Origin of the sequence: Rhizobium anhuiense (genome assembly GCF_003985145.1) — a bacterium.
GTDB lineage: Bacteria > Pseudomonadota > Alphaproteobacteria > Rhizobiales > Rhizobiaceae > Rhizobium > Rhizobium anhuiense.
The window spans coordinates 948,436-967,493 of sequence record NZ_ML133521.1; the positions used below are offsets into that span (position 1 = coordinate 948,436).

A 19,058-nucleotide genomic window follows, 5' to 3' on the forward strand; every position below is an offset into this window, starting at 1 on the left:
TTGCCATTGATGGCAGGGGGAGATCCTGGAGGAAGACACGTGCAGGTTTTGCAAAACGGACGTTTCGCGGTTTCGACATGGTCGCTGCATCGGCTGCTCGGCGCCGTGCATGCCTATAGCCCCGATCCTGATAAAAGTGCCGCGCCGAAGGAACCCTATGGCTCCGGCGTCGCAGCGCTGATCGACGTGCCGGCGGCACTCTCGGCGCGCGGCATCAACCGGCTGGAGATCTGCTCCTTCCATCTGCCGAGCCTCGATGCTGCCTATATAAGCGAGTTGCGCGATGCGATGGCGGTCTCGAACGTGTTGTTCCAGACGCTGCTCGTCGAGGACGGCGATCCGAGCCATCCCGAGACGGCCGAACGCGACGTCAAATGGATGGCGGAGTGGATCGATATCGCCGCTGCCCTTGGAGCGCAAAGGATGCGCGTCATCGCCGGCAAGCAGAAACCGACGGAGGAAAACCTTGCCCGCGCCGCCCGTCATCTGAGCTGGCTGGGCGGAAAGGCAGAAGGCAGCGGCGTGCGCGTCGTCGTCGAGAATTGGTTCGACCTGCTGCCGTCGCCCATCGAGATGAACTGGCTGCTGGACCGGCTGGACGGCAAGGTCGGCCTCAACGGCGACCTCGGCAACTGGGCGGCGCCGGCGAAATATGAAGGCCTGGCCGACATCATGGGCCGGGCGGAAATTTGCCACGCCAAGGCCGATTATGGCGTCACCGGCCTCGATGCCGACGATTATCGCAAGTGCCTGGAGATGTGCGAGCGGGCCGGCTATGACGGTCCCTTCACGCTGATCTACGACTCGCCCTTCTTCCCCGATGAATGGGACGGCATTCTGCTGCAAAAGGCGTTCATCGAGGATTTCCTGCGCGAGGTGCCGGCGCGCAGGACGGCTTAATCAGACGCGTTTCGCTCATTCCTGGCGCGGGAACCTCTGGTTTTCCTCCAGCACGTTGAGATCCATGTGGTTGCGCATATAGCGCTCCGAGGCTTTCTGCAGCGGCTGGTAGTCCCATGGATAATAGGCGCCGTTGCGCAGCGCTGCATAGACCACCCAGCGGCGCGCCTGGCTTTCGCGCACGGCTGCGTCGAAAGCGGCAAGATTCCATCGGCGCCCGGCCTGTTCGGCAAGCCTTGCCAAGATGTCGGCGTGCGCCGGGTCGGCCGCCAGATTGTCGAGTTCTTGGGGATCGGCCTCGAGGTCAAACAGCATCGGCGGGTCCTTCTCGCAGAGCGAGAGCTTGTACCGTCCGTCCCGAATGCAGACGAGCGGTGCTTCGGAACCCTCCGCGGCATATTCCATCGGCACCGGGCTGCGATTGCCGGTGCCTTCGGCAAGCAATGCCAGATCCTCGCCCTCGGTCCATGGTTTCAACGAAGCGATATCGATCCCGGCAAGACCGGCGAGCGTCGGCGTCACGTCGAGCGTGGAGACGGGCTGATCGATGCGTTTGGGCTTCCAGCCGGGGACTGCGATCATCAGCGGAACGCGGGCCGATCCTTCGAAGAAGTTCATCTTGAACCAGAGGCCGCGATCGCCGAGCATGTCGCCATGGTCCGAGGCGAAGAGAATGATCGTATTTTCCGCCATGCGCGTCCGTTCCAGGACGCCGAGAATCTCGCCGATCTTGTCATCGACATAGGAGACATTGGCGAAGTAGCCCCGCCTTGCCCGCCTGATTTGCTCATCGCTGATGTCGAAGGCATCGTGGTCACAGGCTTTCATCAGGCGCTGCGAATGCGGGTCTTGCCGCTCGAAGGCAATCGGCGCAACGGCCGGATCAAGGGCCGGGCAATCCTCATAAAGGTCCCAGAATTTGCGGCGCGCGACGTACGGGTCGTGCGGATGGGTGAAGCTGACGGTCAGGCACCAGGGGCGTCCGTCGTGGCCACGCGAGAGATCGAACAGCTTGCGGGCGGCATGGTAGGCGACCTCGTCGTCATACTCCATCTGGTTGGTGATTTCGGCAACACCGGCGCCGGTCACCGAACCGAGATTATGATACCACCAGTCTATGCGTTCGCCGGGCTTGCTATAGTCGGGTGTCCAGCCGAAATCGGCCGGGTAGATGTCCGTCGTCAGGCGCTCCTCGAAGCCATGCAGCTGGTCGGGGCCGACGAAATGCATCTTGCCTGATAGCGCCGTCTGGTATCCGGCAGCGCGCAGATGATGCGCGTAAGTCGGGATGTCGGAGGCGAATTCCGCCGCATTGTCATAGACGCGCGTCCGGCTCGGCAATTGTCCGGACATGAAGGAGGCTCGCGCCGGCGCGCAGAGCGGGCTTGCCGTATAGGCGTTGGTGAAACGCACGGAGCGCTCTGCCAATGATCTCAGATGCGGCGCATGAAGGAAATCCGCGGGGCCATCCGGAAAGAAGGTCCCGTTCAGCTGGTCCACCATCAGGATGAGGATATTCGGACGCGGCATGGAATTCCTCTTTTGCTATTTGAGAAATTTATTCAATCGCTTATTGTTGCGGCTGTAAAGACAGCTTTTTTCGATGGGTGACTAAAGGATTTTTTATGTCAGACCGCCCGCCCGAGCTTGGCTGGATGCGCATCTTCGTCGAGGTCGCGACACTCGGGAGCTTTTCGTCGGCGGCAGCACGTCTCGGGCTTACGCAACCGGCCGTCAGCTATCAGATGCGGCGGCTGGAAGAGCAGTTCGGGGTCGGCCTGTTGCGCCGCCAGCATCGCGGCGTCGAGCTGACCGCGGAGGGCGAGCGGCTTTTCCAGGTCGCTGCCAAGACCGTCGGTGACATCGATGCGCTGGCGCGAAGCTTCCGCACCGAGGCTCAAAGACCGGTCGTCAGGCTGAGAACAGACTATGCTTTTTCAGCCCTTTGGCTGATCCCGCGCATGCATGGCTTTCGCCAGCTTCATCCGGAAACGGATATACAGATCGTCGCGACCCAGCGGCTCGAGCCCGGCTTTCGTGACGACGCAGATGTAGTGGTGGTTTTCGGGACGCGGGCGGAATTCGGCGCCTTCGGATCGCTGCTGTTGCAGGAAAAGGTCGTGCCCGTCTGCACACGAGGATTTCTCGATCGCAACGGCCCGTTCGACGATCCGCAGCAGCTTGCCAGGACGATCCTGATCCACCTCGATTCGCCGATGCCGCCACCCTGGTTCGATTGGCGAAGCTATCTTGCCGAATTCTCCGTCACGCGCGATCTCCATGCCGGCCGCGGGGATATCAGCTTCAACACCTATTCGCTGGTCGTCCAGGCTGCTCTCAGCGAGCAGGGCGTGGCGATCGGCTGGATGGGGCTGGTCGACACGCTTCTCTCCGCGCATATGCTGGTGGAAGCCGGGCCGCCGCTCGAGGCGCCCGACCGCGGTTACTGGCTGATACCGCCGCAATCGGCAAATATTCATAGCGAAAGGCTCAGCACCTGGCTGGTGGATGAAGTCGGCAGGACATGACATTCGGGAATATCGTCGCGTTTGGGAGAGAAGCCTTGTCATCAACGATGCCGGTCGACATTGTGACACTGATTCATAAGAAGGGTTGCCGAAGCATGTGGCGCACAATCGGATATGTCGTGGGATTGCTGATGATCCTCTCGGGGCTGATCTGGGTCGCCCAGGGAAGCGGCTATTTTCCCTATCCGTCATCCAGCTTCATGATCAACCAGAGCATCTGGATTCTCTGGGGAAGCATCACGGCTGCAGCTGGGCTTGCCGTGACAATCATCGTTTCACGGCTGCGCCGGAGAGGATGAGCCGGCAGAACATGCATGGCTTCGAGGAAATTCGACACCGAAGAGCTCCTCGAGGTGAAATATCTGGCCGCTGACGGCCTGTCGAAGTAAGGAGGATGGCATGAGCGCAGCTGAAATCGACGGCTTTGCGGAGCGGATCAGGAGCCACCGGGGCGGCATGATCTCCGCCTGGGTCGGCATTCCCGACGCCACGCTCGTCAATCATCTGGCGCAGGAGGCCTTCGATGCCGTCGTGCTGGATATGCAGCATGGCATGTGGGACATGCCATCGGCGGCGAACGCCGTCGGTCAGGTGCGGCTTGCCGGCAAGCCGGCGCTGGCGCGCATTCCGGTCGGCGATTTTGCTTCCGCCTCGCGCCTGCTCGATGCCGGCGCCTCCGGCATCATCGCGCCGATGATCAATTCGGTCGAAGACGCGCAAGCCCTGGTGCGGACCACGAAATACCCGCCCGCCGGCGAACGCAGCTGGGGACCGTCGCTGGCGCTGAATTATACCGGCCTGTCGGGTGATGATTATCTGAAGAACGCCAACGCGCTCACCGTCGCCATCGCCATGGTCGAGACCCGGGCGGCGCTCGACGCGATCGACGGTATCCTGGGTGTTGCCGGCATCGACGGCATTTTCGTCGGTCCGTCCGATCTTTCGATCGCACTGTCGAATGGCGACCAGGTGGCGCCGAACGCCGCCGAGATCGACAGCGCCATGCAGCATGCGGTTTCGCGCTGCCGCGCTCACGGCAAATTCGCCTGCGCCTATGCCGGCGACGGCGAACGAGCCGGCGAACTCCTGAAATTCGGCTTCGATCTGGTCATTGCCGGTGCGGAGACCACGCAATTGCGCTCCGGCGCCCGCCGGGCCATCAATGCCGCCCGCCGGATTGCTTCTGCTTGAGCGTCATTTTGCCGGCTTGACGGCCAGCCAGATGACGTGGCGGGCGCCGCCGCGTTTGCCGTTGGCGCGGGTGCTGACCGCATCGACGGAAAAACCGCTGTCCTTGAGACGCCGCGTGAAATCCGGGTCGGGGCCGGACGACCAGACGGCGAGCACGCCGCCGGGGCGAAGCGCATCGCGGGCGGCGCGAAGGCCGGGGAAATCATAGAGCCGGTCGTTGGATTTGCGGGTCAGGCCATCGGGGCCGTTGTCGACATCGAGCAGGATCCCATCATAGGCAGCCTTGCCGGCGCGGATCGCCTCGCCGACATCGCCCCGATGGATGTCGACGCGCGGATCGTCGAGGCAGCCCTGGAAGACCTCCGCCATCGGCCCGCGTGCCCAGGCGACGACGGCCGGTACCAGTTCGGCGACGGTGACACCGGCATCTTCAGGCAGGACGGCGAGGGCGGCGCGCAGGGTGAAACCCATGCCGAGCCCGCCGATCAAAATCCTCGGCTTCGGGTGCGTCTTGATCCGTTCCCAGGAAAGCGTTGCCAGCGCTTCCTCCGAGCCGCTGAGGCGGCTGTTCATCAGCTCGTTGGCGCCGAGCATGATCGAGAACTCGCTGCCGCGCTGTTTCAGCCTGAGTTCCCCGCCTTCGCCGGGAATGGTCGCGGAATCGAGCTGGATCCAGGGCAGCATGACGGCTTCGCCTCATATGAAAGGAACCGTCCCCCTAGCATAGGCCGAGGAGTGAGGCCAGCAAGCTGGCCTTAGATCATCCGCATGAAATGTCCCTGCTCCACTTCGACGGTCTCGTCCTGCGGCACGGCCGAACGGCGGCGGATATCCTCCACTTCGTCGGGCCTCAGCCGGGCTTTCGGGTCCTCGAAGCGGACGTCGGGATCGGGCACGGCCGAGAGCAGCAGCCGCGTATAGGGATGCAGCGGATTGTCGATCACCTTGGCGACGCTGCCCCATTCGACGATCTGGCCGGCATACATTACGGCGATGTCCTCGGCGACATAACGGGCGGTGGCGATATCATGGGTGATGTAGAGCAGGCCGAGTTTCATCTCCTGCTTCATCTCGTTCAACAGGTTCAGCACGCCGAGGCGCACGGAGACGTCGAGCATCGAGGTCGGCTCGTCGGCGACGATGACCTCCGGCTTGACGGCGAGCGCGCGGGCGATGTTGACCCGCTGGCGCTGGCCGCCGGAAAGCTCGTGCGGATATTTCGGCGCGACGAGATCGGGATCGAGCCTGACGCGCTGCAGCAACTCGCGGACTGTCGCGTCGATCTCAGTTCCCTTGATGTCAGGACGATGCAGCTTCAGCGGCCGCCGGAGATGATGCGCGATGGTATGGGCTGGGTTCAGCGAGGCGAAGGGGTCCTGGAAGATCATCTGCACCGAACGGCGGTAGCGGGCGATCTCGGCGGATTTCGCCGCCTCGACCGGCCGGCCCTTGTAGAGGATCCGGCCGGATGTCGGCAGATATTCGCGCATCGCCATGCGGGCGCAGGTGGTCTTGCCGCTGCCGGATTCGCCGACGAGTGCCAATGCGCGGCCGGCATGCAGGGAAAACGAGATGGCGCGTGCCGCATGCACGGCCCCGGAGCCATGGCCGAAGGTCTTGCTCACCTGATCGAGTGCGAGAATGGCGTCTGTCATAGCAGCACTCCTCCATGCAGCGACGGGAAGGAGGCCCAGAGCTTTTTCGTGTAGTCATGCCTGGGCGTCCTGTAGATCGCCTCGGCCGTGTTCTGCTCCACCAGCCGGCCTGACAGCATGATGCCGATGCGGTCGCAGAACTGCACCATCAGCCCGAGATCGTGGGTGATGAACAGCACGGAAAAACCGAAGCGACGGCGCAGTTCGTTGATGCGCTGCAGGATTTCGCGTTGGACGACGACGTCGAGCGCCGTCGTCGGCTCGTCCATGACGACGAGTTTCGGATCGAGCGCCATGCAGATGGCGATGACGATGCGCTGGCGCATGCCGCCGGAGAATTGGTGCGGATAGTCGCGCATGCGGTCCGGCGCGATGTCGACGAGCGTCAGCATCTCGGCGGTACGCTCGCGGGCCGCTGCACGGCTCATGCCTTTGTGGGTGCGCAGCATGTCGTAGAACTGCGCCTCGATGCGCAGCACCGGGTTCAGCGAGTTCATGGCGCTCTGGAAGACCATGGCGACATCGCGCCAGCGGAAGGCGCTGAGCGCCTGCCGGTCGAGGCCGAGCACATCGCGGCCGTCAAGCAGGATGCGGCTTTCCTTGCGGATCAGCGCCGGCGGCTTGTGCAGGCGGCTGATGGCAAAAGCGATGGTGCTCTTGCCGCAGCCGGATTCGCCGGCAAGGCCGAAGACCTCGCCGGGCGCGACGTCGAAGCTGACATCATTGACGGCGCGGAAATCCTTCTCCTCGCCGATATAGTCGATGGTGAGGTTCCTCACCGAAAGCAGCGGCTGCGTCACAGGCGGCCCTCCCCGGAACGAACGAGCAGGGACCAGCGCTTCAGGTGATTGCCGGTGCGTAGTCGCGGATTGGCGATCTCGTCGACGGCGAAGTTCAACAGCGACATGCCGATGCCAAGGAAGGCGAGCGCGAAGCAGGGGGTGAGAATATCCCACCAGGCGCCGACCGAAAGGGCTGAAGCCTTCTGCGCATTATAGAGCATGGTGCCCCAGGAGATGGCTCGGGGATCGCCGAGGCCGAGGAACTCCAGTGTCGCCTCGGTGATGATTGCGAAGATGACGCTGCCGATGAAATTGATGCCGACGATTGAAATCACGTTGGGGAAGATCTCGAATGTCATGATGCGCCATTGCGGCTCACCCATCATCTCGGCCGATTTGACGAAATCCTTCTGCTTGACGGAGAGCGTTTCGGCGCGGGTGACGCGGGCTCCCCAGGCCCAGGAGGTGGCGCCGAGGATGAGGGCGATGACGAGGGGGCTTGCCTGGCCGATGAAGGCGGCGAGCACCAAGAGCAGCGGTAGGTTGGGAACGACCAGCACCATGTTGGTGAAGAAGCTGATGATCTCGTCGGTCCTGCCGCCGCGATAGCCGGAGATGATGCCGAGCGCGGTGCCGACGAGGGTGATCAGCAGGCCGGCGCCGAAGCCGACGGCAAGCGAAGTGCGGGCGCCGTAGATCAGCCGGGCGAAAACATCCTGGCCGATGCGGGTCGTGCCGAGGATGTGGTCGAGCGACGGCGGCTGATGCGGCCGGCCGGTGCGGGCGGCCGGATCGTATTGCGTGAGCAGCGGCGCGGCGATCGCGACGATGACGATGAGGGCGATGATGACGAGGCCAGCCAGCGCCTTGCGGTTTCGAAGCAGGGTCTTCATCTCACGCTCCCTTTAGCCGCGGGTCGAGCAAGATATAGCTGACGTCGACGATGAAATTGGCAATCAGCATGGTCGCGGTCATGATCAGAAGCTGGCCCTGGATGACGGGATAATCGCGGGCGAGGATCGCCTGGTAGAGAATGTTGCCGAGGCCGGGATAGTTGTAGACGACCTCCGTCACCAGCGAGCCGCCGAGGATGGTGCCGATCGCGATGGCAAGGCTGGAGACGGTTGGCAGCAGGGCGTTGCGCGCCGCGTACCAGAGCATCACATGCCGGTCGGAAAGACCCTTGGCGCGGGCCATGACGATATAGTCCTCACCGAGCAGGTTGATCATGTTGTTGCGCATGGTGACGGTGAAGCCGCCGATCAGCACGGTGCAGAGCGTCACCATCGGCAGGATGCCGTGATAGGCGACGCTGCCGATATATTGCAGGCTGAGGGCCGGATCGAGCGAAGGATCGGCGGCATAACCGTTCGGAAACCAGCCGAGCGTGAAGCCGAAAATGAAGAGCACGATCAGCGAGGTGACGACGGCCGGTACCGAGGTGGCGAAGATCGCGCCGACCGAGACGACGACATCGAACCTGCTGCCGCGCCGCCAGGCGGCGACGATGCCGAGCAAGGTGCCGAGCGCGAAGCTGAAAATCGTCGCCGTTCCCATCAGGCCGACGGTCCAGATGAGGGCATGGCCGAGCACCGACGTCACCGGCAGCGGGAAATATTTGATCGAGCGGCCGAGATCGCCGGTGAAGATGCTGCCGAGATAGGTGAGGTACTGCTGCCAGAGCGGACCGTCGACGAAGCCGAAAGTGAGCTTCAGCGCCTGCAGGCTTTCCGGCGGCAATTCGGTGCCGGCGCTCGAGAACATGATCTGCACGGGATCGCCCGGCATCAGCCGGGGCAGGAAGAAATTGATCGTCGCTGCCGCGATGAAGGCTGCCATGTAGAAGACGAGGCGGCGAAGCAGGAAAGCCATGGGAACTCCGTCGTCGCGGAAGCGGCGTTTTCTGCGCCGCTTCCGGAGATCATGATGCCTACTTGACCGGCTCGAGAGCGAGCAGGTTCAAGAGGCGTGCCGGATTGGTCCGCGAGATCGACGGATTGACGAAGGGGTTTTCCTTGGTCGACCACCCGGTGAAGCGCTTGGTGTTGTACTGATACCAGTTCGGATTGTTGAACACCGGAATCATCGGCATGTTTTCGGCGACGATGCGCTGCGCCTTGTTCATCGCTTCCTTCTGCTTGGCAAGGTCGGCGGTCTGGGTGAACTCGGTGACGAGTTTCTCGACCTCCGGGTTGAACCAACGCTGCGCGGTGAAGCGGGTCTTGCCCTTGTCCGAAGCGCTGAAGGCGCGCTTGTAGGGATAGTAGGGCGAGGCCGATGCCGGCAGGCTGTTGATCGCCGCATCGAAGGTGCCGTTGATGAGGTTGCCGGTCCAGACGGCTTCCTCAGGCGTTTCGATCTTGGCGTCGATGCCGACCGCCTGCATGCCCTCGACGGCGAGGTTGACGGTGTCGATCCAGTCGGTCCAGGCGCTGGGGACGATGATCGAGAAGGAAATCTTCGTGCCGTCGGGATTGTCGCGGAAACCGTCGCCGTCCTTATCCTTGTAGCCCGCCTCGTCGAGCAGGGCCTTGGCGGCATCGGCATCATAGGTTGCGAACTTGCCGAAGTCGGCCTTGACGGACGGGTCCGCCCAGCTCTTGTAAAGCTCGCCCATCAAGCCAGGATCTTCGTTCAGCGTCGGATAGCCGTAGCCGGCGACGTCGATCATCGTCTTGCGGTCGAGCGCCATGCTGACAGCCCGGCGGAACTTCAGATCGTTGAAGGCCTTCTTGTTGTTCTCGTTCGCCGTTTCCAAGTTGAAGAGGAAGGCGACCATGCTGCTCGGCGAATACCAATAGTGGAAATGCGCCGGATCCTTGGATACATAGACATTGTCGATATCGGGAATGAAGGAGACACCCCAGTCAAGCGTGCCGTCGGCTGTCGCGGTCAGCATCTGGTTGTTGTCGGCAAGCTGCGGGAAGCGCATGCAATCGACCTTCAGGTGCTCGTTGTCCCAGTAGTTTGGGTTGCGGCACTGGTCGTAGGTCTGGCCGGTAAAGCGCGGCACTTCCGTCAGCGGGCCACTGCCGACCGGGGTTTCGTTGGCGAAGGTGACGGGATCGGCGACATCCTTCCAGACATGTTCCGGGACGATCGGCAATTGCGAGATCTGCTCGGCGGCGAGCGAGCTCGGATTGGCGAGCGTGAAGCGCACCGTCTGGGCGTCGACCGCCTGCACATCGGTGATGAAGGTCCAGATGCTGACGAAGTCGAGCGCCGGGAACTTCTTCAGGTAATCATAGGTGAACTTGACGTCGGCTGCGGTCAGCGGCTTACCGTCAGACCATTTCAGGTTCGGGCGCAGCTTGAACTCGATGCTCTTCAGATCGTCGGAGAGCTTGAAGCTTTCGGCTAGACGATAGACCGGCTTGTTGCTGTCGAAGCGGTTGAAAATAACCAGCGGCTCGTAGATGAAGTCGAGCGTCGACTGGCGCGATGAGGTCTGGTTGAACGGGTTGAAGTTGCGAACCCAGGTCGTCGCAGGTTCGATATTCGCCGTCAGAATCGTCTGCGCCATGGCCGATCCCGAAAGCAGCGTCAGCGCGGCGGCGGCAAGAAGATATTTTTTCATGTTTTATTCCCCTTTTCTTATGCGGTGAGAGTTGACGGGCCGGTCAGGAGACCAGCGCGCTGGCAAACATGTCTTCGACTTCTGCGTGGGCGGCGCGGACATCGACTTTGAGATTGCCGAGGCGCGCCTTGCCGGCGACGATCCGCTTGAGGGCGGCTTCCGTCAGCGGACGGGCGGCCTTGGCGGCAGCTTCGCTTTCCGGAATGTCGCCGTGGCTGTGGAGCGCGATGTCGAAGCCTGCGTCGAGCACCTGTTTGACGCGTTCCGGCAAGGTACCGGAGAGCGACTCCATGAAGATGCAGTCTGATATCAGCACGCCCTCATAGCCCATGTCCTTGCGGATCACGTCGTGCATGATGGGCGAGACGGACGCCGGCAGCTCCGCGTCATAGGCCGAGTAGACGACATGGGCGACCATCGCCCAAGGCGTATCCTTCAGCGCGACGAAGGGTTTGAAATCGGTCGCGGTGAGCGTCTCGCGGCTGGCGTCGACCACCGGACGCTCCTTGTGGGAGTCGAGTGTCGCACGGCCATGGCCGGGAATGTGCTTGATGACGGGCATGTTGCCGGTCTCGAGCAGGCCATCGACCACCTCGCGGCCGAGGGCAGCGATGAAATCGGGATCAGGGCCGAAGGAGCGGGCGCCGATGACCGCGCTCGTCGTCTCGAAGACGAGGTCGAGAACGGGCGAGCAGCCGCTGGAAAGGCCGAGTTCCGTCATCATCGCGCCCATGGCCTGGGAGGAAAGGCGCAGTGCTTTTTTGCCGAGATCGAAATCGCGGCGCGCAAGTTCGGCAAACTGGCCGAAGCTGCGAAAGAGCGGCCAGGGGCCGGCATCGAGATGCTGAACGCGGCCGCCTTCCTGGTCGGTGAAGACAGGTGCGTCGTCGCGGCCGACGGCTTCGCGGAAGCGGGCGATCAGCCGCTTGGTCTGCTCCGGCTCGCGCTGATTGCGCCGGCCGACGAACAGGCCGAGCGGATTGGTGTCGCGAAAAAGGGCGAATTCATCATCCGAAATCGTGGGAGTGGGAAGGCCGACGAAAAGGGCGAGCGGGGTCGAGGACAATTCTGTAGCTCCGGGATCAGATGGTCATTTCGGCGTGCTTCTCAGCATGCCTTCGTAGATGCCCTTGTCGGGGGCGGGGATGATGGTTGCGCCTGCGGTCTTGGCGTAGAAATCGACCGGCCCGGCATCGCCGATGAAGGCATAGGCGTGGCCGAGCGTCTTCATCGTCTGCAGGCAGGCGGAGAAGAGGGCGAGCCCGATACCTTTGCCGCGCGCTTCCGGGTCGACGCCGGTCGGGCCGAAGAAGCCGCGCGCCGTCGTGTCGTAGCAGGCAAAGCCCAGCAGCTTGCCGTCGTCGACGGCGATCAGGCAGGCAACCGGCTGGCGGGAGAAGGCGACGGTGACTTCGCTTGCCCAGTTCTCGCTGAACTGTTCGCGAACCCAAGTGGCGATGAGATGCAGTTCCGGGGGGAGGGCCGGACGGATGGAGATGCCGACATCATCGGCTTTCCGTTTCAGGTCGGCGAGCTCAGCGGAATACAAGCTCACAAGCAGGTCTGGCACCTGTCACTCCTCCAGTTATTCCGTTATTGCGGAATGTATCCCCTTTTAGTGTTATAGATTTGGCCATCTGACCGGGCTTGTCAACAAGGTTTTTCAGAAGGTCAAAGGGACTGCCCGCACTGCAACTGCGGTTTCAACGCAAAGTAGCTGCCGAACGAAAAAACGGCCGGGAGGGCCGGGCCGTTTCGATTGGCTGCATCTATGCCGAGCGAGCGCTTATTCGCCGTCTTTCCACAGCGCATGAAAATGCTGCACCGGGCCGTGGCCGGAGCCGACGGTGAGGCTTCCGGCTGCCGCGACCGCGCCGGCGAGATATTGCTTTGCGATGGCGACCGCCTCCCGCGCCGAGGCGCCCTTGGCAAGTTCGGCGGCCAGCGCGCTGGAGAGCGTGCAGCCGGTGCCGTGCGTGTTCTTGGTCGGCACGCGCATGGCTTCGAACCAGTGCAGGCCAGCGGCGGTGGCAAGGACGTCAGGACTTTCGTCGCTATCGAGATGGCCGCCCTTGACCAGCACTGCGGCCGGGCCAAACGCCCGCAGCTGTTCGGCCTGCGCCGCCATCTCGGCTCGGTTTGTCGCCACCGGCTGGTGCAGCAGTGCGGCGGCTTCCGGCAAGTTCGGGGTCAGGAGTGTCGCAAGCGGCAGCAGCCGGCGGGTCAGCACGTCGACCGCCTCAGGCGCGAGCAAGGCGGCGCCACCCTTGGCGATCATCACCGGGTCGATGACGATCGGAATGTCGCGGTGGTCAGTCAGTGCACCGGCAACGGCATCGGCGATGCCGGCATTGGCGATCATGCCGATCTTGACGGCATCGACGCGCACATCGGCAAAGACGGCATTGATTTGGTCGGCGACGAATTGCGGCGGCACCAGATGCACGCCGCTGACGCCTTGGGTGTTCTGCGCCGTCAGCGCGGTCAGCACCGCCATGCCGTAGACGCCGCGGGCGGAAAAGGCCTTGAGATCGGCCTGGATGCCGGCGCCGCCCGAGGGATCGGAGCCGGCGATGGAGAGAACGTTGCGGATCATGCGCGGGCCTTTCGAATTTCTGCGGCGATGCGGCGCGTGGCCGCTTCGGGATCCGGCGTACCGCAGATGGCGGAGACGACGGCAAGGCCCTTGGCGCCCGCAGCAAATACTTGGGCGACATGATCCGCCTTGAGGCCGCCGATCGCAACCGACGGCACCGGCGAGGCCTTTACCAGCATGGCAAGACCGTCAAAACCGATCGGCTGCTTGTGATCGGCCTTGGTCGGCGTCGCAAACACCGGCCCGACGCCGGTATAATCGACCAGATCCGGATCGACGGCGGCGGCAAGCGCCGCGGTCTCGACCGAGAGGCCAAGGATCATGGCAGGGCCGATCATCGTCCGCGCCGTGCGCGCATCCAAATCCTCCTGGCCGATATGCAGACCGTCGGCGCCGATGGCGATTGCCGCCTCGACATCGTCGTTGACGATGAACAGGGCGCCGGTCCCGACAAGCGCCTGTTTCAAGGCGCGGCCGGTCTCGATCATCCCGACGGTGCCGGCATGTTTGTCACGCAACTGCACCATCGTCGCGCCGCCGGCAACGGCAAGGCGCGCCGTTTCCACCATGCCGATCCCCGCGCAGAGATCGGGGTCGAGGACGAGATAGAGCGAAAGGTCGAAAGCCTTCATGCCGCCGATATCCTTGCCCTGGCGTCAAGCGTTTCGGCGTCGAGCGCTGCCAGCGCATCGAGGAAGCGCCAGGAGAAGGAGCCGGGGCCGGCGGCGCCGAGTGCCGCGTCTTCGCCGGCGATGGCGAAGGTCGAAAGGGCGGCGACCGTGGCGCCGAAAATGTCCTCGGGCGCCGTTGCCGCAAAGGCGCCGACGAGGCAGGTGAGCGAGCAGCCGAGCGCGGTGACTTGCGGCATCAAGGCCGATCCGCCTTCGATGCGCACGGCCCGCTCGCCGTCGGTGACGAAATCCATGGCGCCGGTCACGGCGACGACCGCCCGCTGACGCTCGGCGAGCCATCGCGCCGAACCTTCCGCCTGCTCGACTGGGTCGCGGCTGTCGACGCCCTGGCCGCGGCTCTCTCCGCCGGCCAGCGCGATGATTTCGGAAGCGTTGCCGCGGATGATGGTCGGATGCAGCGCCAGGAGATCGGCGACGGCGTTGCGGCGGAAGGCCGTTGCATAATGAGCGACCGGGTCGAGCACCCAGGGCTTGGCGGCTGAAGCCGCCGCCTTCGCCGCCGCCTGCATGCCGTCGATCCATTGCGTCGACAGCGTACCGATATTGATGGTCAGCGCACTGGCGATCCCGGCGAATTCGCCGGCTTCTTCCGCGGCATGCACCATGGCGGGCGAGGCGCCCGCGGCAAGCAGAACATTTGCGGCGATGTTCATGGCGACGTAATTGGTGATGCACTGAACGAGCGGCGGCTTCTCGCGCATCGCCTTCAGCATCGCTCCGGGTGTGGTCTTGGTCTGCATATGGCCCCTTTCAGGCGGGGGCGGCCACGGGGCGGTTCGTGCGGGCGATGCCGCGACCCCGAGCGACTCCCTCCGCCGGCATTATCCGGTTCAGGTTCGAAGGGTGCTTCTCAGCCCGTCTGTCGACGAACGCCCCTGTCTCTCATCGCGTTTCTTTTCGCAGAGAACGGGGCTGATGTCACCTCGAAAATGACAATCATGCGACCGACGCGGCGCGCGATGGCTATGGATGATTTATGGGTCGGGATCGCCTTTCATGAAGGACGAGAGATCGCCGCCGATTCGGGTCTTGACCAGGTTTTCCCGAAAGTCGTCTGCCGGTTCTCTTCCGGGTTGGCCGGGTCCTTGCCTTTTCGCCATGCGGCTATCCTCTCCTTTTTCAAAAGGAATAACCGCAGCAACCGTGGGTGCAATCAATTTCTAAAATACATCTTCGTATTTGTGAGGGGTTGGCTGCCAGCATTGGTGAGGGTGCTGATGCGGGAAAGCAGTCTTTTCTTTGAAAGAATGAAGTTCATCTTCCCAAGACTTTTCTGCATTTGGAATAGCGCGAAGTTATTCACCCTATCCGTTCATCGATGGAATTTTTCAATGTAGCCGAGCACGAGAACAGCTTCGCGTAAGTTGCGTGTCGTCTCATCGCCTCGCCATTCAGTTTTATTCCGGCTGTCGAAATTTGGTGGCGATTTCGTTGCGGTAAGCCTCTCCCAGGGCGTGGAATCAAACTCCCAGAACGCGAAGTAAATATCTAACGGAAACTTTACCGTGCTGACACGCTTAGGTTGACCAAACGATGGATTGTAGCGATATGACTTTACACGCCAATAAAATCTTCCTGAAGTTGTATTTTCAATGAGAAAATTTTTGAAAGCCGATACGAAGTGTGGCCTCCAGACTGTCGCCTCCGTTCTGATATTCATCGCCTGGGCGAATCCTTCCTTTTCGCAAACTGCTGTTCCTGCCGATCAGGAAGCGGGGCAGGTGCAGGCGCCGGCGATAAAATCCCAGAAATTCGACGACTGGTATTATCGCTGCTCGGGTTCTGAAGGCACCGAGGCCTGCGAAGTCGCCCAGATCGCGCAAGTCGCCAAAGATGGCGAGAACGTCAATGTGCTGACGCTGGCGATCGCAGCTGCGCCGGCCGGGTCCCAAGGCAAGGGCGAGAAGGGCAGGGGCGAGAAGGGCAAGGGCGAGAAAGGCAAGCCGGGGCTGACGCTGACCGCTCTGCTGCCGCTCAACGTCTTCCTGCCCTCGGGCCTGTCGATCAAGGCCGACGGCAAGCCCGTTGCGAAACTTGACTACCGCAATTGCAACCAGGCCGGATGCTGGGCGCAGCTGGCGCTGGATACGAAGACGGCGACGGCGCTCAAGAAGGGCTCGACCGCCGAAGGGTTGGTGCGGCTGATGAACGGCCAGGACGTCAATATCCGTTTCTCGCTGAAAGGGCTGCAACCGGCCCTCGACGAACTTCAATCCATCGCCGCGAAGTAGCCGAATTTCAAAATGACCACTGAAATTCGATACTCCTTGGTCGCTGGCGCCGTCCTGGCGATGGGTGTCGCACCCGCTTACGCGCAGTCGCCTGCCGATGATTTCAACCGCCGCCAGGAGCAGCAGTCGCAGACGCAGCGGCTGGATGCCCTGCGCCGCGCCACACCGGGTGGCGGTGCGGATACGGAAGACGGCTCTTTGCCGGCCAGCCAGGCAAATGCGGCCTGTTTCGACATCACTCGCGTCGAGATCGATGGGGCAAATCTGCTATCGGCGCAGGAGATCGGCAAGGTGACGGCGCCTTACGGCAACCGATGCGTCGGCCTGGCGGAGATCAATGCCGTTCTCAGGGATGTGACGCACCTCTATATCGATCATGGCTATGTGACCTCGCGTGCCTACGTGCCGCAGCAGGATATCGCCAAGACCAGGGTCCTCCGTCTGCTCGTCGTCGAGGGCACGCTTTCCGACATCTATCTCAATGGCCAGAAAGTGACCGGCAACGGTTCGCTGGCGACAGCCTTTCCCGGGCTGATCGGCCGGGTCGTCAATATCCGCGATATCGAGCAGGGCCTCGACCAGATGAACCGGCTGCAGGCCAACGACGCCAAGTCGGCCATGCTGCCCGGCCCCAAGGACGGAACCTCCATCCTGAACATCGAAAACCACCCGCGCCGCCCCTGGCATGTCTCCTTGGGCAACAACAATATGGGCCAGGAAAGCACCGGCTTTTCCAGAAGTTCGGCATCGCTCGGCTTCGACGATCTGCTTGATATCAACGATCAGTGGTCGTTCTCCTACGAGCATAGCGGTCCGGACTATCCGTGGAGCAACGACGGAAACGGATATGGCAACAGCTATTCCGGCAATGTCAGCGTCCCCTACGGCTATTCCACGGTTTCGCTGAACGGCTCCTGGTACCAGTATGAAAGCACGGTCGAAGGAAATTTCTCATCGCTCGATACCTCGGGCAATTCAGGGCAGGCAGGCCTCGGCCTCGATCGCGTCGTCTTTCGCGACAAGGATTCGATCACGACGGTCCGCAGCAGCCTGACCTACAAGCAGACCAACAACTTTCTGCTCGGCAATCTGATCGAGGTCGGCAGCCGCCGCTATACGGTCGGCGATATCGGCATTTCCCACTCCCGCCGTATGTTCGGCGGCATTTGGGTGTTCGACGTCAGCTATGACAAAGGGCTCGGTCTCTTCGATGCCGTGGACCCCGGAGATCCGGGTGCCGGAAATGCAGACCCACGTTTTTCCAAATTCAACGCGACGGTCAGCGTGACGCAGCCATTCCAGGCCGCCGGCCGGCAGTTCGAACTGACATCGCTGGTCAGCGGTCAATATTCCCCCGACAATCTCCTCGGCGCCGAGCAGATCTCGCTTGGCAGCTACAGCAATGTCCGCGGCACCCGCGAAAGCGTGCTCTTCGGCAATAACGGCATGTTCAGCCACAACGAGATCGTCTGGAGAACGGGGTCCAACCAGGGTGGCGGCGCGGCTGCGAAGGCATTCGGCGAGCTGCGCCCCTATCTCGGCTTCGATTACGGCCACATCTACGCGCAACAGCGCCTCGATATATCAGGCGGCGATCTCGCCAGCTGGACGGCCGGCATCAGGACCGTCGGCGGCAATCTCAGCGCCGACCTCGGCTATTCCGACATTGTTGCAAGCAGCCTCGACGGGGTCGACGGCGGGCTCTTTTATTTCAGCGCATCGGCTCATTGGTAACGAAAGCAGGAAAATGATCATCCGCAGCATCTCGACGAACAAGTCCGTCAAAACCCTTTCAAGATCGACGGCGCTGATCCTTGCTTTTTCGATGGCGCTTGCCGGCTGTGCCGGACGGGAGGCGCGGCCGGTCGCTTCGACCAACCCGACCGACAGCGCCTTCGATTGCGCCGGCATCACCCGTGAATTCGAGGCGAACGAGCGGCAGATCACCTCGACGGTGAAGGAGCGGACCGATGCGCAAGGCAAGAACATCGTTCTTGGGGCGACCGGTGTGCTCCTGTTTCTGCCGGCGCTGTTTTTCATGGATCCGAAATCGCCTGAGAAGGTCGAGATCGACGCATTGCGCAACAGGAACAATGTCCTGACCAGCATTGCCAAATCGAAAGGGTGCCCCGCGCCCAAGTCCCAGTTGACCGAGCTCTACAAGCATCTCGACGCCAAGGCCAAGCCTGCATCGTCGTCGGACAACAGGAACTGAATTCGCTGACATTCGAACCTTATGCCTGAATCCCGGAGCTTCTGTATGCGTATCGTGCGTTTTCTAACCCTTCTGCTTCTGGCGGCGACGCTTGCGTCCTGCGTCACGACAACCGATCCCCGGCTGATTGCGGCTCTCCAACGAACCTCTGTGCGCGAAATCCGGGTTGAGTTGGCGCCCGACGTCAAGACATTCGGTTTCGGCGACAAGGCGGACCAGCAGGTGCCGGAGGCGGTTCGCACGCTTCAGGCGACGATGGCGAAGGAATTGATCGGCGTGCCCGGCGGCCCCACGCGCGGCAGGCTGGTCGTGACGCTGCACGTCTTCGATGTCACCACCAAGCAGGCCCGGATCATCGGCGGCCATGACAGCATGATCGATGGGACCGTGCGGCTGGAGAACGCCGAAACAGGGCAACTGATCGCCGAAGCGCAAAACATTCATGGCGAAGACCTCTCCATGCGCGGGAGCGGCTACGGCGTGATCGTCGCTGTCGCGATCAACGCGGCAACGACGTCAGGGGCGCCTGACATTATGGCGCAGCGCCTGTCCAAGTCCTTTACCCGCAATGTGAAGACCTGGCTCACCCAGAAATAGGCCTGCGATGAGGCTCAGTGCCGCCGCAGTGGCGGCGGCGCCGAGCGACGATTGATATCGAGACACAAAACCAGTTGTGCGTTTGGGAAGACAA

The 19,058-nt window shown here is 62.3% G+C and carries 21 protein-coding genes and 1 riboswitch; of the genes, 9 read left to right on the forward strand and 12 right to left on the reverse strand.

Translation table 11 applies throughout. From position 1 onward, the window contains the following. Positions 1-39: 39 nt before the first annotated feature. Positions 40-900 (forward strand): sugar phosphate isomerase/epimerase family protein, encoded by an 861-nt coding sequence (locus tag EEQ99_RS04620; protein WP_097543445.1) that lies wholly within the window; start codon positions 40-42, stop codon positions 898-900. A gap of 15 nt (positions 901-915) precedes the next feature. On the opposite strand, the gene betC is transcribed toward EEQ99_RS04620, so the two are convergent. Then, positions 916-2,430, reverse strand: coding sequence for a choline-sulfatase (gene betC / locus EEQ99_RS04625; RefSeq protein WP_097543444.1), 1,515 nt, complete (start codon positions 2,428-2,430; stop codon positions 916-918). A gap of 95 nt (positions 2,431-2,525) precedes the next feature. Here betC and EEQ99_RS04630 point away from each other — a divergent pair, with 95 nt between their 5' ends. The 3 genes from EEQ99_RS04630 to EEQ99_RS04640 all read left to right on the forward strand — a co-directional run bounded on the left by EEQ99_RS04630 (position 2,526) and on the right by EEQ99_RS04640 (position 4,619). Continuing rightward, complete coding sequence (locus EEQ99_RS04630) at positions 2,526-3,428, forward strand: choline sulfate utilization transcriptional regulator (protein WP_097543443.1); 903 nt, start codon at positions 2,526-2,528, stop codon at positions 3,426-3,428. A gap of 95 nt (positions 3,429-3,523) precedes the next feature. After that, a complete protein-coding gene (locus EEQ99_RS04635; protein WP_047613481.1) occupies positions 3,524-3,727 on the forward strand; it encodes a hypothetical protein in 204 nt (67 codons plus the stop codon). Between the two features lie 100 nt (positions 3,728-3,827). After that, complete coding sequence (locus EEQ99_RS04640) at positions 3,828-4,619, forward strand: HpcH/HpaI aldolase family protein (RefSeq protein WP_047612985.1); 792 nt, start codon at positions 3,828-3,830, stop codon at positions 4,617-4,619. Between the two features lie 3 nt (positions 4,620-4,622). Here EEQ99_RS04640 and EEQ99_RS04645 read toward each other — a convergent pair whose 3' ends face one another. The 11 genes from EEQ99_RS04645 to thiM all read right to left on the reverse strand — a co-directional run bounded on the left by EEQ99_RS04645 (position 4,623) and on the right by thiM (position 14,661). Beyond that, a complete protein-coding gene (locus tag EEQ99_RS04645; RefSeq protein WP_063476043.1) occupies positions 4,623-5,303 on the reverse strand; it encodes a spermidine synthase in 681 nt (226 codons plus the stop codon). A gap of 71 nt (positions 5,304-5,374) precedes the next feature. After that, positions 5,375-6,274: an ABC transporter ATP-binding protein gene (locus EEQ99_RS04650; protein ID WP_047614919.1), complete on the reverse strand. Its 900-nt coding sequence runs from the start codon at positions 6,272-6,274 to the stop codon at positions 5,375-5,377. After that, positions 6,271-7,074 carry an ABC transporter ATP-binding protein gene (locus EEQ99_RS04655; RefSeq protein ID WP_047614920.1) on the reverse strand — a complete coding sequence of 268 codons (804 nt, stop codon included), beginning with the start codon at positions 7,072-7,074 and terminating at the stop codon, positions 6,271-6,273. Before EEQ99_RS04655 ends, EEQ99_RS04650 begins: the two co-directional genes overlap by 4 nt. Then, positions 7,071-7,949, reverse strand: a complete 879-nt coding sequence (locus EEQ99_RS04660; protein WP_097543442.1) for an ABC transporter permease — start codon at positions 7,947-7,949, stop codon at positions 7,071-7,073. Before EEQ99_RS04660 ends, EEQ99_RS04655 begins: the two co-directional genes overlap by 4 nt. A 1-nt stretch (position 7,950) precedes the next feature. Continuing rightward, positions 7,951-8,928, reverse strand: a complete 978-nt coding sequence (locus EEQ99_RS04665) for an ABC transporter permease (protein WP_097543441.1) — start codon at positions 8,926-8,928, stop codon at positions 7,951-7,953. A 58-nt stretch (positions 8,929-8,986) separates the two neighbouring features. After that, positions 8,987-10,633, reverse strand: coding sequence for an ABC transporter substrate-binding protein (locus EEQ99_RS04670; protein ID WP_063476046.1), 1,647 nt, complete (start codon positions 10,631-10,633; stop codon positions 8,987-8,989). Positions 10,634-10,676: 43 nt separating this feature from the next. Beyond that, positions 10,677-11,699 (reverse strand): glycoside hydrolase family 3 N-terminal domain-containing protein, encoded by a 1,023-nt coding sequence (locus EEQ99_RS04675; protein WP_029868279.1) that lies wholly within the window; start codon positions 11,697-11,699, stop codon positions 10,677-10,679. Positions 11,700-11,723: 24 nt separating this feature from the next. Further along, positions 11,724-12,203, reverse strand: coding sequence for a GNAT family N-acetyltransferase (locus EEQ99_RS04680; protein ID WP_029868278.1), 480 nt, complete (start codon positions 12,201-12,203; stop codon positions 11,724-11,726). 216 nt (positions 12,204-12,419) lie between these two features. After that, complete coding sequence (gene thiD / locus EEQ99_RS04685; protein ID WP_029868277.1) at positions 12,420-13,229, reverse strand: bifunctional hydroxymethylpyrimidine kinase/phosphomethylpyrimidine kinase; 810 nt, start codon at positions 13,227-13,229, stop codon at positions 12,420-12,422. Further along, positions 13,226-13,861 carry a thiamine phosphate synthase gene (gene thiE / locus EEQ99_RS04690; protein WP_029868276.1) on the reverse strand — a complete coding sequence of 212 codons (636 nt, stop codon included), beginning with the start codon at positions 13,859-13,861 and terminating at the stop codon, positions 13,226-13,228. Before thiE ends, thiD begins: the two co-directional genes overlap by 4 nt. Beyond that, positions 13,858-14,661, reverse strand: coding sequence for a hydroxyethylthiazole kinase (gene thiM, locus EEQ99_RS04695; RefSeq protein WP_029868275.1), 804 nt, complete (start codon positions 14,659-14,661; stop codon positions 13,858-13,860). Before thiM ends, thiE begins: the two co-directional genes overlap by 4 nt. A 50-nt stretch (positions 14,662-14,711) precedes the next feature. Beyond that, positions 14,712-14,808: riboswitch (TPP riboswitch) on the reverse strand. A gap of 72 nt (positions 14,809-14,880) precedes the next feature. Between thiM and EEQ99_RS34465 the strand changes: the two genes are divergently transcribed. The 5 genes from EEQ99_RS34465 to EEQ99_RS04720 all read left to right on the forward strand — a co-directional run bounded on the left by EEQ99_RS34465 (position 14,881) and on the right by EEQ99_RS04720 (position 18,964). Further along, complete coding sequence (locus tag EEQ99_RS34465; RefSeq protein WP_164735900.1) at positions 14,881-15,258, forward strand: hypothetical protein; 378 nt, start codon at positions 14,881-14,883, stop codon at positions 15,256-15,258. A 255-nt stretch (positions 15,259-15,513) separates the two neighbouring features. After that, positions 15,514-16,152, forward strand: a complete 639-nt coding sequence (locus EEQ99_RS04705) for an invasion associated locus B family protein (RefSeq protein WP_097594828.1) — start codon at positions 15,514-15,516, stop codon at positions 16,150-16,152. Positions 16,153-16,164: 12 nt separating this feature from the next. Beyond that, positions 16,165-17,886: a ShlB/FhaC/HecB family hemolysin secretion/activation protein gene (locus tag EEQ99_RS04710; protein WP_097594827.1), complete on the forward strand. Its 1,722-nt coding sequence runs from the start codon at positions 16,165-16,167 to the stop codon at positions 17,884-17,886. Between the two features lie 13 nt (positions 17,887-17,899). Further along, entirely contained in the window at positions 17,900-18,367 is a 468-nt protein-coding gene (locus EEQ99_RS04715) for a hypothetical protein (RefSeq protein WP_029868271.1), read from the forward strand. Positions 18,368-18,412: 45 nt separating this feature from the next. After that, the gene (locus EEQ99_RS04720; RefSeq protein WP_063476049.1) at positions 18,413-18,964 is read left to right on the forward strand and encodes a hypothetical protein; all 552 of its coding nucleotides are present in this window, start codon (positions 18,413-18,415) and stop codon (positions 18,962-18,964) included. The last annotated feature ends 94 nt before the right edge of the window (positions 18,965-19,058 follow it).

Excerpts from the sequence above, each read along its gene's own strand:
- EEQ99_RS04705 (WP_097594828.1), top strand. The coding sequence starts at position 15,514 with ATGAGAAAATTTTTGAAAGCCGATACGAAGTGTGGCCTCCAGACTGTC.
- EEQ99_RS04670 (WP_063476046.1), bottom strand. The coding sequence starts at position 10,633 with ATGAAAAAATATCTTCTTGCCGCCGCCGCGCTGACGCTGCTTTCGGGA.
- EEQ99_RS04710 (WP_097594827.1), top strand. The coding sequence starts at position 16,165 with ATGACCACTGAAATTCGATACTCCTTGGTCGCTGGCGCCGTCCTGGCG.
- EEQ99_RS04650 (WP_047614919.1), bottom strand. The coding sequence starts at position 6,274 with ATGACAGACGCCATTCTCGCACTCGATCAGGTGAGCAAGACCTTCGGC.
- EEQ99_RS34465 (WP_164735900.1), top strand. The coding sequence starts at position 14,881 with ATGGCTATGGATGATTTATGGGTCGGGATCGCCTTTCATGAAGGACGA.
- betC (WP_097543444.1), bottom strand. The coding sequence starts at position 2,430 with ATGCCGCGTCCGAATATCCTCATCCTGATGGTGGACCAGCTGAACGGG.
- EEQ99_RS04640 (WP_047612985.1), top strand. The coding sequence starts at position 3,828 with ATGAGCGCAGCTGAAATCGACGGCTTTGCGGAGCGGATCAGGAGCCAC.
- thiE (WP_029868276.1), bottom strand. The coding sequence starts at position 13,861 with ATGAAGGCTTTCGACCTTTCGCTCTATCTCGTCCTCGACCCCGATCTC.
- EEQ99_RS04715 (WP_029868271.1), top strand. The coding sequence starts at position 17,900 with ATGATCATCCGCAGCATCTCGACGAACAAGTCCGTCAAAACCCTTTCA.
- EEQ99_RS04665 (WP_097543441.1), bottom strand. The coding sequence starts at position 8,928 with ATGGCTTTCCTGCTTCGCCGCCTCGTCTTCTACATGGCAGCCTTCATC.
- thiD (WP_029868277.1), bottom strand. The coding sequence starts at position 13,229 with ATGATCCGCAACGTTCTCTCCATCGCCGGCTCCGATCCCTCGGGCGGC.
- thiM (WP_029868275.1), bottom strand. The coding sequence starts at position 14,661 with ATGCAGACCAAGACCACACCCGGAGCGATGCTGAAGGCGATGCGCGAG.
- EEQ99_RS04645 (WP_063476043.1), bottom strand. The coding sequence starts at position 5,303 with ATGCTGCCCTGGATCCAGCTCGATTCCGCGACCATTCCCGGCGAAGGC.
- EEQ99_RS04660 (WP_097543442.1), bottom strand. The coding sequence starts at position 7,949 with ATGAAGACCCTGCTTCGAAACCGCAAGGCGCTGGCTGGCCTCGTCATC.
- EEQ99_RS04720 (WP_063476049.1), top strand. The coding sequence starts at position 18,413 with ATGCGTATCGTGCGTTTTCTAACCCTTCTGCTTCTGGCGGCGACGCTT.
- EEQ99_RS04630 (WP_097543443.1), top strand. The coding sequence starts at position 2,526 with ATGTCAGACCGCCCGCCCGAGCTTGGCTGGATGCGCATCTTCGTCGAG.
- EEQ99_RS04635 (WP_047613481.1), top strand. The coding sequence starts at position 3,524 with ATGTGGCGCACAATCGGATATGTCGTGGGATTGCTGATGATCCTCTCG.